13 protein-coding genes are annotated in these 14,317 nt (G+C 31.1%); 12 read left to right on the plus strand and 1 reads right to left on the minus strand.

Annotated features, from left to right (window positions below; genetic code table 11):
- Positions 1–179: 179 nt before the first annotated feature.
- The gene (locus M3225_RS15010; protein ID WP_251395004.1) at positions 180–1,907 is read left to right on the plus strand and encodes a phospho-sugar mutase; all 1,728 of its coding nucleotides are present in this window, start codon (positions 180–182) and stop codon (positions 1,905–1,907) included.
- Between the two features lie 68 nt (positions 1,908–1,975).
- Here the strand turns inward: M3225_RS15010 and M3225_RS15015 are convergent, their stop codons facing one another.
- Complete coding sequence (locus tag M3225_RS15015; RefSeq protein WP_251395006.1) at positions 1,976–2,422, minus strand: VanZ family protein; 447 nt, start codon at positions 2,420–2,422, stop codon at positions 1,976–1,978.
- A gap of 543 nt (positions 2,423–2,965) precedes the next feature.
- Between M3225_RS15015 and M3225_RS15020 the strand changes: the two genes are divergently transcribed.
- From M3225_RS15020 to M3225_RS15070, 11 genes are all read left to right on the plus strand, one after another.
- Entirely contained in the window at positions 2,966–3,733 is a 768-nt protein-coding gene (locus M3225_RS15020) for a tyrosine-protein phosphatase (protein ID WP_251395008.1), read from the plus strand.
- Between the two features lie 304 nt (positions 3,734–4,037).
- On the plus strand, positions 4,038–4,208 hold the full coding sequence (locus tag M3225_RS15025) for a hypothetical protein (protein WP_251395010.1): 171 nt from the start codon (positions 4,038–4,040) through the stop codon (positions 4,206–4,208).
- Between the two features lie 162 nt (positions 4,209–4,370).
- Positions 4,371–6,200, plus strand: a complete 1,830-nt coding sequence (locus M3225_RS15030) for a polysaccharide biosynthesis protein (RefSeq protein ID WP_285885719.1) — start codon at positions 4,371–4,373, stop codon at positions 6,198–6,200.
- A 15-nt stretch (positions 6,201–6,215) separates the two neighbouring features.
- On the plus strand, positions 6,216–6,830 hold the full coding sequence (locus tag M3225_RS15035; protein ID WP_285885584.1) for a sugar transferase: 615 nt from the start codon (positions 6,216–6,218) through the stop codon (positions 6,828–6,830).
- Between the two features lie 2 nt (positions 6,831–6,832).
- Positions 6,833–7,627, plus strand: a complete 795-nt coding sequence (locus M3225_RS15040; RefSeq protein WP_251395012.1) for an NAD-dependent epimerase/dehydratase family protein — start codon at positions 6,833–6,835, stop codon at positions 7,625–7,627.
- Positions 7,628–7,654: 27 nt separating this feature from the next.
- Positions 7,655–8,581: a glycosyltransferase family 2 protein gene (locus M3225_RS15045; RefSeq protein WP_251395014.1), complete on the plus strand. Its 927-nt coding sequence runs from the start codon at positions 7,655–7,657 to the stop codon at positions 8,579–8,581.
- A gap of 47 nt (positions 8,582–8,628) precedes the next feature.
- Entirely contained in the window at positions 8,629–9,948 is a 1,320-nt protein-coding gene (locus tag M3225_RS15050; RefSeq protein WP_251396093.1) for a nucleotide sugar dehydrogenase, read from the plus strand.
- Positions 9,949–9,961: 13 nt separating this feature from the next.
- The gene (locus tag M3225_RS29610; protein WP_308215743.1) at positions 9,962–10,531 is read left to right on the plus strand and encodes a CatB-related O-acetyltransferase; all 570 of its coding nucleotides are present in this window, start codon (positions 9,962–9,964) and stop codon (positions 10,529–10,531) included.
- 5 nt (positions 10,532–10,536) lie between these two features.
- On the plus strand, positions 10,537–11,652 hold the full coding sequence (locus M3225_RS15060; protein WP_251395016.1) for a glycosyltransferase family 4 protein: 1,116 nt from the start codon (positions 10,537–10,539) through the stop codon (positions 11,650–11,652).
- A 7-nt stretch (positions 11,653–11,659) separates the two neighbouring features.
- Complete coding sequence (locus tag M3225_RS15065) at positions 11,660–12,823, plus strand: hypothetical protein (RefSeq protein WP_251395018.1); 1,164 nt, start codon at positions 11,660–11,662, stop codon at positions 12,821–12,823.
- The gene (locus tag M3225_RS15070) at positions 12,816–14,012 is read left to right on the plus strand and encodes a lipopolysaccharide biosynthesis protein (protein ID WP_251395020.1); all 1,197 of its coding nucleotides are present in this window, start codon (positions 12,816–12,818) and stop codon (positions 14,010–14,012) included. The genes M3225_RS15065 and M3225_RS15070 overlap by 8 nt, the downstream gene beginning before the upstream one ends.
- Positions 14,013–14,317 lie beyond the last annotated feature (305 nt).

The raw sequence follows: 14,317 nt of genomic DNA on the forward strand, positions 1-14,317 counted from the left end.
ATTATAACGTATATAAAGTTCTTTTGTGTATATTAAATCGAAAAATGTTCTTTATAAAGAATATAAAGAGTAAAGGAGAAACAAGTCTCTGTCTATGAGGTATATAAGCCAATTCATAAAGAGTTCACACAAGCCATTCACAATAAAAGCAAGAAAAACATAAGACAGGAGAGATGAACATGACGTGGAAAACTGAATGGAAGAAATGGAGTACTCATAAAGAGCTGCCAAGTGAATTAAAAAAACAAATGACTGAAATGAACGAACGTGAACGAGAAGATGCGTTTTATAAACAGCTGGAGTTTGGAACAGGCGGAATGAGAGGGGAGCTTGGTGCGGGACCTAATCGCATAAATATCTATACCATTCGAAAAGTCACGGCTGGACTTGCTAAATACATCGAAGAAAAAGGCCTGGAAGCCAAAAAACGAGGAGTCGTGATTGCATATGATTCCCGCCATGGTTCAGCAGTATTTGCACTAGAAGCAGCCAAAACATTGGGAGCGCACGGAATTAAAAGCTATGTATTCCAAGAACTGCGCCCAACGCCAGAATTATCATTTGCCGTCCGTTATCTTCGCACTTACGCTGGCATTATGATTACAGCGAGCCATAACCCAGCAGCATACAACGGCTATAAAGTATACGGAGAAGACGGAGCACAGCTTCCTCCTACAGCGGCTGATGTTATCGTTACGCATATGAATGAAATTGAAAATGAACTGCTGCTGGAAGTAAAAGAAGAACATGAACTTTTAAGACAGAATCTATTAAGCTATATCGGAGAAAATTTGGATCAAGTGTACTTGGACTATGTAAAAGGCCTTCAGCTAAACAACAATGCGGCAAAAACGAACCTACATATTGTCTATACGCCGCTTCACGGTACGGGACAAACGCTTGTGCCGCAAGCACTTCAAAACGTTGGATTTCAACACATTACTATTGTGGATGAGCAAAGAAATCCAGATCCTAACTTTTCAACCGTTTCATCTCCTAACCCGGAAGAAGCACAGGCTTTTCAGCTAGCAATTCGCTATGGAAAAGAAACAGGTGCAGATTTGCTGCTTGCTACAGATCCAGATGCTGACCGGTTAGGAGTAGCTATAAAAAATAACAGCGGTGATTACGTACTTCTGACGGGGAATCAAACTGGTGCATTATTGCTGCATTATATGCTGTCACACAAAAAAGAAAAAGGGCTTCTCCCAGATAACAGCGTGATGCTTAAAACGATTGTTACATCAGAATTAGGACGTGTCATTGCAGAGGATTACGGTGTTCAAACGATAGATACACTCACAGGTTTTAAATACATTGCAGAAAAAATCGAAGAGTATAATCAAGAAGAAACGAAAACCTTTCAATTTGGCTACGAAGAAAGCTACGGCTATTTAATAGGTGACTTTGTCCGTGATAAAGACGCCGTGCAGGCAGCGGTGATGATTGCTGAAGCAGCGGCTTATTACAAGCAGCAAGGAATGACACTGTATAACGGATTAACCCAACTTTATCAAACATACGGCTATTACAAAGAGTCTCTTACCTCCCTTACACTAAAAGGAAAAGACGGAGCTGAACAAATAGGTCGAATCGTTAACCAATTCCGCGAGAATCCTCCGACAGAACTAGCGGACGCAGCGGTTGAAAAAATTGAGGACTACCAAAGCGGGGAGCGAATCAATTTACTTACAGCGCAGCGAGAAACAATCGATTTACCTTTTTCAAATGTCATTAAATTCTGGCTGAAAGATGGCTCGTGGTTTGCGGTTCGTCCGTCAGGAACGGAGCCGAAAGTGAAGTTTTATTTTGGAGTGAAGCAAGCGACAGAGAATAGAAGTGAGAAGCGGTTGCAGGAAATTCAAGAAAATGTAATGAGTGCAGTAGAAAATATGATATGCACATAAAAAAGCATGAGGCACTAGCCTTATGCTTTTTTATGTGTATATCTATTCTTTCGACAACGCCTATAAACCTATCGCGTCGAAGACTTTCTCACTTTATACAATACAAACAACATTACAGCTGCTCCGAACGAATCAATCATTACATCCACAATCCGTCCGTCTCGGCCAATGATAAAAGCCTGATGAACTTCATCTAAAAAAGCAAATGCTGCGAGACAAAACCAAGCTTTCACATAACGATATCGCTGTTCCTTTAAATTCCAGTAAAAAAGCAGTCCTAATACGCCGAAAAAAGAAAGATGGGCGATTTTTCGAAGGATAAATTCCACATCAAATCCGTATGTATAGGAAGTATAAAACTCACTGTCCGGATGCAAAATGGACCAGAGCGTAGCGTTATGATTCCAAACAGAAGAATTTGTCCATGTAGAAGGATCGGTTACTAATAAGTGCGGTGTGTGGGAGAATTTTGAAATAGCTAAAAGCAGAAGTATTAATAAAGCACGTTTTAACATAATAAAAAAACTCTTTTCTCTACAAAATTTTCACTTAATGATAAAGAAATGAAGAGAGAAATGCAAGAATTTAATGAAATGTTCTTTCGGAACTAGTCTAAATACCTAATCTGGATTGGGTTTATTTAACTATTAAATGTTTCTAAATTATTTACAAAACATTATATTAATAGCAATGGTTGCGTTTTCAAAACAGCTAATCAAAAAAGGTTGATTTATTAGAATTTTTTCATAAAATAATTCAGTTGTCTCAATAAATGTAAGACTTTAACTGATAAAATGAATATTAGGAATAAAATAGAATGATATGGTATTTTTTTATTTTCATCTAGATTATGTGAGGTTTTTAATATATAATTATAACATTTGAAATGAACAATAAGATTCATTTTAAATACAAATACCGGCATAAAAAGTATATTTCCGGGTTATTTGATAACTTTCGACAAAATAAGACATTGAACCTATTTTATGCCTATGGTAGTATTTCATAAGTATGAAGTAGAATTTATGGGTCTTTAGGTATAAGGGGGATTTTAAGGAATGATTGATCTTCACTGTCATATATTACCTGGTATTGATGACGGCGCACAAACAATGGAAGACAGCTTAGATATGGCAAGACAAGCGGTATCAGAAGGAATTCATACGATTGTAGCAACCCCTCATCATCAAAACGGTAAATACATAAATGAAAAAAATGAGATTTTACAACGAGTTGCCGCGTTAAATGAACGCCTGCTTCAAGAGAATATTCCTCTTACAATATTACCAGGTCAAGAGAGTCGTATATACGGAGAAATGATCGAAGACTATCGAAATGGTAAGATTCTCACCTTAAATTCTACTAATAAATACGTGTTTGTAGAATTTCCATCAAGCCAAGTCCCGCGGTTTACAGAACGTTTGCTTTATGATGTTCAAGCAGAAGGGCTAACGCCAATTATTGTGCATCCCGAGCGAAACAGGCGCTTAATAGAAGATCCAGATATCTTATACAACCTCGTTAACAAAGGGGCTATGACGCAAGTTACGGCATCTAGCTTAACAGGGCGATTCGGTAAAAAAATTAAAAAATTCTCTATGGACTTAATTGATGCAAACTTAACACACATGATTGCATCAGATGCTCATAACATTTCAGGACGAAACTTTCACATGCAAGAAGCAAGTGAGCTTATTTCTGCTGAATATGGAATGGACATGCTGTATCTATTTCAAGAAAATGCAGAAGCGGTTGTAAATGGTAGCGCTTGTTTTAGAGATACGCCTGAGAAGGTGAAGAAGAAAAAGTTTTTGGGGATTTTCTAACTACTAATAGATCAAGTATATGAAAGCTTTCTTCTTTTTAAAAATTAAATTAGTTTAATATCCAATAATAGTTACAAAGAGAAAATAATGGTGATATCTCCTAACCACTATCAAAGGAGGTACTCGGCTGTACTGTGGGTGGTGGTTCATTGTCACCTTAGACACGATAGTTGTCGGTAGTAAAGTGTGAGGAAGGGTTAGATGCCCTAATATTTAATAAGCACTTAGCAAAGAGTTGTGCTCCATAGCTTTTTGCTAAGTGTTTATGTTTGTAGATTCTTAATTTCAAAAAAGGATTGGTTTTATGGATAAATTTGAATCATTACCAAAATCAGTTAAGAAAGCTGTGAGGTATATTCGTCAAGATGCAAATTTAGAACAGCTTCAATCAATAAAAATATTGGTGAATAGAACTATAGAGAAGAGAAAAGTCGAGCTTAACAAGCATGCAGGTTGTAAAAAATTAGATGAGTGATTGTGATTGAATAGGTTAAAGTAATGACCATTTTCTTTAAATACTTACTAGCTAATGCAGGGTTAAAAAGTGAGGGGGCTATCTATTTATACAGAAGATATTGAAAGAAAATCTATCATTAAAAAAGAGAATAGATGTAATGATGAAGAGGAGTTGAGTGTTTTGACGTATAAAAAAAGAATTTTATATCTTATGGGAGTAGATTCAGTTATTGTTATAACATCAATCTTTGTAAGTTATTTCTTACTGGTTCCTACAACGTGGAATATATTTTCACCAATTTTAATTGCTAGCTCATTAATTTTATTAATTAGTCACCACATTTTTGCACATTATTATGGATTATATAAAAAAGTATGGCAATATTCGAGTATTAACGAGCTAGTAGCAATTATGAAAGCTGTATCTTTTTCTATCATATTAACTGGAATAGCCCAATTTATAATGTCTGGAGGCTTTTTTACTAGAACACTTGCTATTACATGGATGATGCATATTTTATTAATCGGTGGTTCTCGATTTTCATGGCGTATGTATCGAGATACATACTTAGTAAAAGAAGAAGAGCACTATAAGAAAGTTTTAGTAATCGGTGCTGGAGCAGCAGGTACAATGGTCGTACGAGAACTTAAGCAAACACCATCATTGAAAATGAAACCTATTGGGTTTATAGATGATGATTTTACAAAGCATCATCTAGAAATTATGAATGTACCAGTTCTCGGTGGGGTTAAAGAAATTATACGACTAGTGGATGAATTTGAAGCTGATCATATTATCATAGCTATCCCATCACTAAGTAGAAATGAAATTCAGCGTATATATGAGGAATGTTCAAAATCTAATGCGGAAATTAAGATACTTCCCCTATTGGGAGATTTAATGACTGGAAAAGTGAAAGTAAATCAAATCCGAGAAGTACAAGTAGAAGATTTATTAGGTCGTGAACCAGTTAATTTAGACATGGAAAGCATTGCAAAAAACATTTATGGAAAAACTATATTAGTAACAGGTGCAGGTGGATCAATTGGATCTGAAATTTGCCGTCAAATATGCAAATTTAGTCCAAGTCGTCTGATTTTAGTAGGTCACGGTGAAAATTCAATTTATAAAATTGATATGGAATTACGTAAACAGTATGGAAATAGTATTGAACTATTGCCAATAATTGCAGATGTTCAGGATCGTAACCGAATTTTCGAAATTCTAATGATCAATCAACCAGACGTTGTGTATCATGCAGCTGCCCATAAACATGTTCCTTTGATGGAAGCAAACCCTATGGAAGCTGTGAAAAATAATATTTTTGGAACTAAAAATGTTGCAGAAGCTGCACATTCGGCAGGTGTATCGAATTTTGTTCTTGTTTCTACTGATAAAGCAGTTAATCCCCCAAATATAATGGGGGCAACAAAGCGTTTTGCGGAAATGATTATTCAGAATTTAGCTAAAGAAAGTAGAACAATATTTACTGCAGTTAGATTTGGTAATGTCCTTGGTTCAAGAGGCAGTGTCATTCCTCTATTTAAACATCAGATTGCCACAGGAGGACCAGTTACTGTTACTGATCCAAAAATGACAAGGTATTTTATGACTATTCCTGAAGCTTCTCGATTAGTAATTCAAGCCGGTACTTTGGCAAAAGGTGGAGAAGTATTCGTTCTCGATATGGGAGAACCTGTAAAAATCGTAGACTTAGCAAAAAATTTGATAAAACTTTCCGGATATTCAGAAGATGAAATGAAGATTACTTTTACAGGAAAGAGACCTGGAGAAAAGTTGTTTGAAGAATTATTAAATGAAGATGAAATTCAAAAGGAACAAATATTTGAAAAGATTTTTATTGGTAAAGCAACTCCCATTCCATCATATGAGATGGAATTACTATTGAAACAACTTCAAGAGGGTTCGGAGACTGATATGAAGGAAATCTTAATTTCAGTAGCAAATAAAAAAACAGGAGATACTTCAATGTATCTTCATACAGTATGAGAGTAGGTGTGTTAATTGTATCTAAAAATTAAACATATTTTTGATTTTTTATTCTCTTTAATAGGGCTTATACTACTATCGCCGTTTTTTTTAACAATTATAGTAGCCATAAAATTAGAATCTAAGGGCCCTGTTCTATTTAAACAAAAGAGAATAGGAAGAGGAAAAACACATTTTTATATTTATAAATTTCGGACGATGAAGGTAGATACTCCAAAAGATATGCCCACACACTTATTAGAAAATCCAGAGCAATATATCACAAAAACAGGACGTTTTTTAAGAAAAACTTCATTAGATGAATTGCCTCAAATTTTAAATATATTGTCTGGCAGTATGAGTATTATTGGTCCTAGACCAGCATTATGGAATCAGTATGATTTAATTGAAGAGCGAGATAAATATATGGCTAATAGTGTAAGGCCAGGACTAACTGGCTGGGCACAAATTAACGGAAGAGATGAGCTACCAATTAAGCAAAAAGCTTTACTTGATGGTGAGTATATTCAAAATTTATCTCCTTTAATGGATATAAAGTGTTTTTTCTTGACAATTGTATCAGTTTTAAGAAGTGAAGGCGTTGTGGAAGGGGCCTCTCAAACAGAAAGTTCGAGAGACAAGGAGAGTTAAATGTGAAAAAAATAATTATAACAGGAGCTAATAGTTATATAGGAAGGAATCTTGCTGACCTACTTACAGATAACTTTGATCAATACGAGGTCAAGTTAATGAGTGTAAAAGGTGAAGAATGGAAAAAACAAGATTTTTCAAAATATGATGTTATCGTACATGCAGCAGGAATTGTCCATCAAAAGAAAAATAAAATACCTCAGCAACAATATATAAAAGTTAATGCAGAGTTAACTCGTGAATTAGCAATTAAAGCAAAAAATGAAGGAATAAAACAGTTTATTTTTTTGAGTACCATGTCAATATATGGTGAAATAGGAAGCTTGGAAAGGAAAATTAGTATAAATGAGAATACTTTTCCAAACCCTCAGAATTTTTATGGTGAAAGTAAACTTTTAGCAGAAAAATATCTTCTTGATTTAGAGCAAGATAACTTTAAGGTATATATCTTAAGACCACCTATGGTATATGGGGAAAACTGTCCTGGTAACTATACCCTTTTGAAAAAATTGAGTACATATATACCTGTATTTCCATTAATAGATAATGAAAGAAGTGCGATAAATGTAAAAATACTTGTAAAGGAGATAAAAAAAGGTATAGATTGTCACTTGCAAGGAATATCTCTTCCTCAAGATGATGCTTACATAAATACAAGTGAATTAGTAAAAAAGATGGCATTTGAAAATGGAAGGAGTATCTACCTTTCTAAGGTGTTAGGTGTTATGGTGAAAGTTTTTTTAAAAAACACACCTGTTGTAAAAAAGATTTTTGGTAATTTAACATATACTAAATAAAATATCGAGTAAGGGGCACTAAAGAATATGCAAGAAATACTAGTTAGTGTTATCGTTCCAACTTATAAAAGAGAACCTAGATTCTTAAAAAGAACAGTTGAGTCGTTATTAGATCAATCTTATAAAAATATTGAAATAATTATAGTAAATGATAACCCCCCTGATTCAGATCATAAGTCAGAAATTAATAATGCTATTAAACAAGAATATAAGCAGTTTAATAATATAGTATTAATTGATAATCCAGTAAATTTAGGAGGTTCATTGGCGCGTAATAAAGGTATAGAAGCTGCAAATGGTGAGTATATAACCTTTTTAGACGATGATGATATATATTTAAGAGAAAAAATTGAAAAGCAATTAGAGTTTATGATACAGAGAAATTTAGATTTAAGTTTTGCTGATTTAATAATAAAAAATGAAGATGAAAAGGTAATAGATTATAGAGAATTTAGTAAACTCTCTAACTTTGAAACAAATCATTTATTAAGGTATCACCTTACTCGTCATATTACTGGAACACCAACTTTTATGTATAAAAAAGAAAAATTAATAGAAATTGGTGGGTTTGAAAAAGTAGTAATGGGTCAAGAATTCTTCTTAATGTTAAGAAGTATAGAAAAAAAATTGAATATCGGATACTTTGCTCAAGCCCATGTTGTAGCATACAGACATTCTAATGAAAGTATTTCTGTGGGGAAAAATAAAATCATTGGAGAAAAATACTTATACGAGTATAAAAAACGTTATTTTCATTTGTTCAACAATAATGAAAAAAGGTTTATAAAATTCAGACACTATGCAGTAATGGCTATAGCTAATAAAAGAGATGGAAAAATAATAGATTCAGCTAAAAATATTTTGAAAATGATTATAACATCTCCTAAAGATGTTATGGCTGAAACTTTTGGATTTATTACAAAACAAAAAAGAATGGTAGGTAAGTTAAAATGAGTTTATCTGTGAAAGTTAAAGACGAAAATTCTAAAAAAGGAAATGCAATAAATTTATACACAGAAATTAAAGAGAAGAAATCTAAAATTGCTGTGATTGGTTTAGGTTATGTGGGTATGCCAATTGCTATAGCATTTGCTAGGAAAGCAGAGGTTATTGGATTTGATTTAAATCAAAAGAAGGTTGAACAATATCAATCTGGTATTGATCCTACATTAGAAGTAGGTGACGAAGAGATAAGCAAAACGACAATGAAATTCACGTTTGATGAGTCAGAATTAAAAAATGCTAAGTTTCATATTGTAGCAGTTCCTACTCCTATCAACTCTGATAAGACTCCGAATTTAACTCCTATTGAAGGAGCTAGTGAAATTATTGGAAGAAACTTAGTTAAAGGGTCAATTGTTGTATTTGAATCTACTGTATTTCCTGGAGTAACTGAAGATGTTTGTGTTCCAATACTTGAGAAAATGTCCGGTTTAAAATGTGGACAGGATTTTAAAGTAGGATATTCTCCAGAGAGAATTAACCCTGGGGATAAGGTGCATAAACTTGAAAATATTATTAAAATTGTTTCTGGCCAAGATGAAGAGAGCTTAGAAGAAATTGCCAAAGTATATGAATTAGTAATAGAAGCTGGAGTGCATAAAGCCAGTTCAATAAAGGTGGCTGAAGCAGCTAAAGTAGTTGAAAATAGTCAAAGAGATATAAATATTGCTTTTATGAATGAACTTGCTATGGTTTTTGATAAAATGGATATCGATACAAAAGATGTAATAGAAGCTATGGGGACAAAATGGAATGCATTAAATTTTTATCCCGGACTTGTAGGTGGACATTGTATTGGTGTAGATCCTTACTATTTCATTTACCAAGCAGAACAACTTGGTTATCACAGTCAAATAATTTTGTCAGGTAGAAAAATAAATGATGGCATGGGTAAATTTGTGGCTGATAATATTATTAAACAGTTAGTTAAAGCCAATAAACTTGTTAAAGATGCAAAAGTTGTTATTTTAGGTCTAACATTTAAAGAGAATTGTCCAGATATTAGGAATTCTAAGGTAGTAGACATCATTGAAAATTTGAAAGAGTACGATATTGATCCTGTAGTAGTCGATCCGTATGCAGATAATGAAGAAGCAAGAAAGGAATATCAAATATCATTAACAAATCTAAATGATGTTGAAAATGCTGATTGTATCGTTTTTGCAGTAGCCCATGATGAATTCAAAGAAATTTCTATACCTGAATTAGGAAGATATTTCAATTCTAAAGATAATAGTGCAAATATAGTTATTGATGTTAAAAGCATGTTAGATAAAGAAAGTCTGAAAGAATGTAATTTTAGATACTGGAGACTCTAATAGGTGATTAATTGTGAAAAAATTATTCAAAAAAGCATGCTTACGTGTTTTGAGACTTATTATATACAGAAAAAGTGTCTTTGGACAGGTGGGAAAAAAGAATAGGTTTACTAAAGGTGTATTTATATCTGAAGATGCTAAAATAGGTAGCTATAATTATTTTGGCCCTTATTCCATGGTTAATAACGCATCTATAGGGAATTATTGTTCTATTGCTCCAAGTGTTAAAATAGGACAGGGAGAACATAGTCTTCACTTTGTAACTACTTATCAAAAAATAAGTAAAAAGGTTATAAATTATTCATTAAATACGTCTCCTGCTGTTATAGGTAACGATGTTTGGTGTGGAGCTAATGTAGTTATCAAGCAAGGCGTTACAGTTGGAACGGGCGCTGTAATCGGAGCGAATTCAGTAGTAACTAAGAATATTCCTGAATATGCAATTTGTGTAGGGGCCCCTGCGAAGGTTATTAAATTTAGGTTTTCTCAAGAAGAAATAGATAAAATTAAAAATACAAATTGGTATGATTATGATATTGATGAAGCTATTAATATAGTTAATGAGTTAGAGAAGAAAAGGTGAGAAGTGTGAGAGTTTTTCATTTAAATTCGAACTATCTGTATACAACGTTGCATGATTTGTTGATTAACGAGTTAAAGAATCATGGAGTAAATAATACTATTTACATGCCTTATAATGGGAATGGAAACTTTCGCACTACTTCAGAGAATGAAGTATTATGCGATAAAATATTTAGTAAAGGCGATAGGTTTTTTTATTTAAAAAAACAAAAAAAAATTATTGCTGCTATAAATGAGAAGTATTCTTTTAAAGACTATGATGTTACTCACGCTCACACATTATTTACTGATGGATTTGCAGCATTATATTTAAAAGAAAAATACGGTATTCCTTATGTAGTTACAGTAAGGAATACCGATTTAAATTATTTTTTTAAATACCGAATTAACCTTCGGAAAATAGGTCTGAAAATATTAAGAGAAGCAGATAAAGTGATTTTCTTATCTGCTTCTTATAAGGAACAATTGATTGATAAATATGTCAAAGAAAAAACTTTTAAACATCAATTAAAAATAAAAAGCATAATTCTTCCTAATGGAATCGACAAATTTTGGTTAGAAAATAAGTATTACATTGACAAGTCACCCGTAGATAAGGAATTGAAGCTAATTTATATAGGTGAAATAAGTAAAAATAAGAATGTTATAACAAGTATAAATGCAATAAAGCGTTTAAGAGAAAGAGGAATGGATGTTAGCTATACAATAATAGGGAGCATAAAGGACAAATCTATAATGCAAGAAATAAAAAAACACAAATATATTAATTTTTTAGGACGAAAAGATAAGAAGGAACTAATGAGAATTTTAAGAGAACATCATATATTTATAATGCCCTCAAAGAACGAGTCATTTGGATTAGTTTATGCAGAAGCTATGAGTCAAAGTGTACCAGTAATATATTCAAAGAATCAGGGTTTTGATAATCAATTTGAAAATGGTACAGTAGGGTATTCTGTAGTATATAACTCTGAAGAAGATATTGTAAAAGCGATACAATTAATAATCAAAAATTATAAAAAAATATCTAAGAATTGTTTTATTAATGTTGATAAATTTAACTGGAAAACTATATCACTCAACATTAAAAATCTATATTACGATATAAAAGATAATAGGTGAATTTCCATTGAACATTACCAAAATAAATTCATTAATATTAGTACTATATATTTATCTTAGTTCATTCTCGCTTTTAATTTATATGTTTGACAGTACGCTTATAAGGTATGCTTTATATGGAGGATTAATTGTAATTACTCTTATATTAAATAATATGAATTTTTCTAAAGGTTTTTTATATGTATTAATTTCAATAGCAGTACTTTTAGGAATTAATATATTAGCAGTTGATTATAAAAATTATGTTATAGGAGATTCTATTGTTTTTCTATTAACACTCTTTATTCCTTTTTATTTATTCTCTCTTCGAAACATAAATTATGATAAGATTACTATTTTTTGGTATAAAGCATCTATTATTTTTACAATTTTTTTACCTAGTTACTACTTTTTATATGTAAATGATAATATTACATACTTAGAATTGGGAACTGTTACACACTTAAATATTATAATTCAATCCATGTTTTTCTTTAAAAATATTAGTAAGCAAAAAATAATACCATTTTTTTTAATAATAATTAACTTTACAGTAGGGCTAATATTTGGTTCAAGGATGATATTAGTAGCATCGATAAGTGTAATTGTAGTTGCTGCAATAATTGTAGTAGAACGAAATAAAATAAAACGTTATTTTTTCTTAGGGTTGTCTCTAATAAGTGCTATTTTTGTATTAATAAATTTAGAAGCTATTATTAGATGGTTGATTTATTTGCTATTAAATAGAGGAATAAGGTCTAGAAATCTTCTTTTATTCTATGATCAAATCCAAAATGGAAGTGACAATGTATATTATGCAGGTAGAGAAGATGTTTATGAAACAGCAGTAAATTACTTGAGTACAAACGGCTACTTCCCGTCAGGGTTTAGTGTTATTAGACATTTAACACACGGTGCATTTTATCACTCTCATAACTTTTTTCTGGAAATATTTTTAGTATTTGGTTTTATTTTTGGAAGTTTATTCATAATAATTTTTATATTTAAATTCATTGAGAAAATTAAAAAAACGGGATTCAATAATAGTTTATCTTACATTTTATGTTTACTAACCTGCTCTTTTATTGTGAGATCTTTAACAGGTACAAACTTCATTGTTGATACATTGTTTTTAATTTCTATAGCAATTATTTTTTCAAATGATAGAAAGATTGTGAATTTAAATGAGTAAAAAAGTTATTCAGGATGTTTTTTTAAATTTAATTGCAACTGCGTTACCTATTTTAATTCTACAGTTTGTTTGCCTCCCAATAATATCAAATATAGAAGGCGTAGAAACTTTTGGGCAAATCCTATCTTTAATAAGTCTATTTACTTTAATAAGCTTTCCAATTGGTAATGTGTTAAACAATATAAATTTATTGAATAACAAAAAATATACAGATAATCAGCTTATCGGAGATTTTAATTTTAATTGGATATTAGGGATTTTCTTAGGTGGAGTTATTATTTCTATCGTTTATTTTTCATTTTTTAATAGTTTTTCTTGGACAACTTTAATCTTTTTAAACATACTTACAATTTTATCTCTATCCAAAGAATACCTCGTCGTTATCTTTAGATTATCACTAAATTTTAAAGGTATTTTAGTAAACTCTTTCTTTATATGTATAGGTTATTTATTGGGGATATTAATGTATTTCTATTTTCATTTTTGGGAGTTAATATACATTATAGGAATGTTTTTTTCAGTTATGTATTTGATTTATAAAGCTAATTTAAACAAAGATTCATTCAAAAGAACAAAGTATTATTTTAGAACTACTAAAGATACACTGATATTATTGAGTTCATCACTCTTGCGAAATTCTATTAACTATGCTGATAAATTTGTAATATTAATCTTACTAGGACCTAAAAGTGTTAGTGTATATTACACTTCAAGTATCATAGGTAAAATAATATTGATGGGAGTCAATCCTATTAATTCGGTTATCCTTAGTTATTTAATTAGAAAAGAAAAATTGAATATAAAAGGATTTTTAAAAGGATTTTTAAGCATCATCGTTATTAGTATATTCTCTTATTTTCTGATAATTTTTATTAGTCCCTTCTTTTTTAGGTCATTGTATCCTGTTCTTTCAGAAGAAGCACTAAACATAATTTGGATAACTGCTGGAATAGCTATTTTAAACGTCTTATCTGCGGTTTTGCAACCTTATAATTTAAGATTTAATAATGTAAAGTGGCAGTTACATTTAAATTTAATTTACGCTATAACCTTCTTTTTAATTACAATATTTGGATCTATTTATTGGGGGTTAGGAGGGTTTGTCTTGAGCGTATTGTTTTCTAGTGTTATCTTTTTAATATTGCAAGTTGTACTTCTCATCAACAAGACAATTAATCATAAAGTGTAAATTATATAAATTTAATTACTATATAATAGATTGAATATAATATTATTATAAGTTTCTAAGATTTGTTTATTAACAATCAATACTAGAAAATTTACGCTGAATATATTTGAAGTTTATAGCCTATATCTTAGCATAAAGAGTTTACGTCAAGCCTTTAAGGTAGCATTTAGAAGTATATTTAAGAAAATTAAATATAGAGAGATTCCGGACATTTTTACTATTACATAATAAGAATGTCAAATTAAATATATGTAAATATTTAATAATATTGTAAAAACTATATAGATAAATATATCTATGTCAAT

The organism is Priestia aryabhattai, from assembly GCF_023715685.1.
GTDB lineage: Bacteria > Bacillota > Bacilli > Bacillales > Bacillaceae_H > Priestia > Priestia aryabhattai_B.

What these genes read in the sequence shown, in the direction of transcription:
- M3225_RS15010 (WP_251395004.1), top strand. Translation starts at nt 180, where the DNA reads ATGACGTGGAAAACTGAATGGAAGAAATGGAGTACTCATAAAGAGCTG.
- M3225_RS15015 (WP_251395006.1), bottom strand. Translation starts at nt 2,422, where the DNA reads ATGTTAAAACGTGCTTTATTAATACTTCTGCTTTTAGCTATTTCAAAA.
- M3225_RS15020 (WP_251395008.1), top strand. Translation starts at nt 2,966, where the DNA reads ATGATTGATCTTCACTGTCATATATTACCTGGTATTGATGACGGCGCA.
- M3225_RS15025 (WP_251395010.1), top strand. Translation starts at nt 4,038, where the DNA reads ATGGATAAATTTGAATCATTACCAAAATCAGTTAAGAAAGCTGTGAGG.
- M3225_RS15045 (WP_251395014.1), top strand. Translation starts at nt 7,655, where the DNA reads ATGCAAGAAATACTAGTTAGTGTTATCGTTCCAACTTATAAAAGAGAA.
- M3225_RS15070 (WP_251395020.1), top strand. Translation starts at nt 12,816, where the DNA reads ATGAGTAAAAAAGTTATTCAGGATGTTTTTTTAAATTTAATTGCAACT.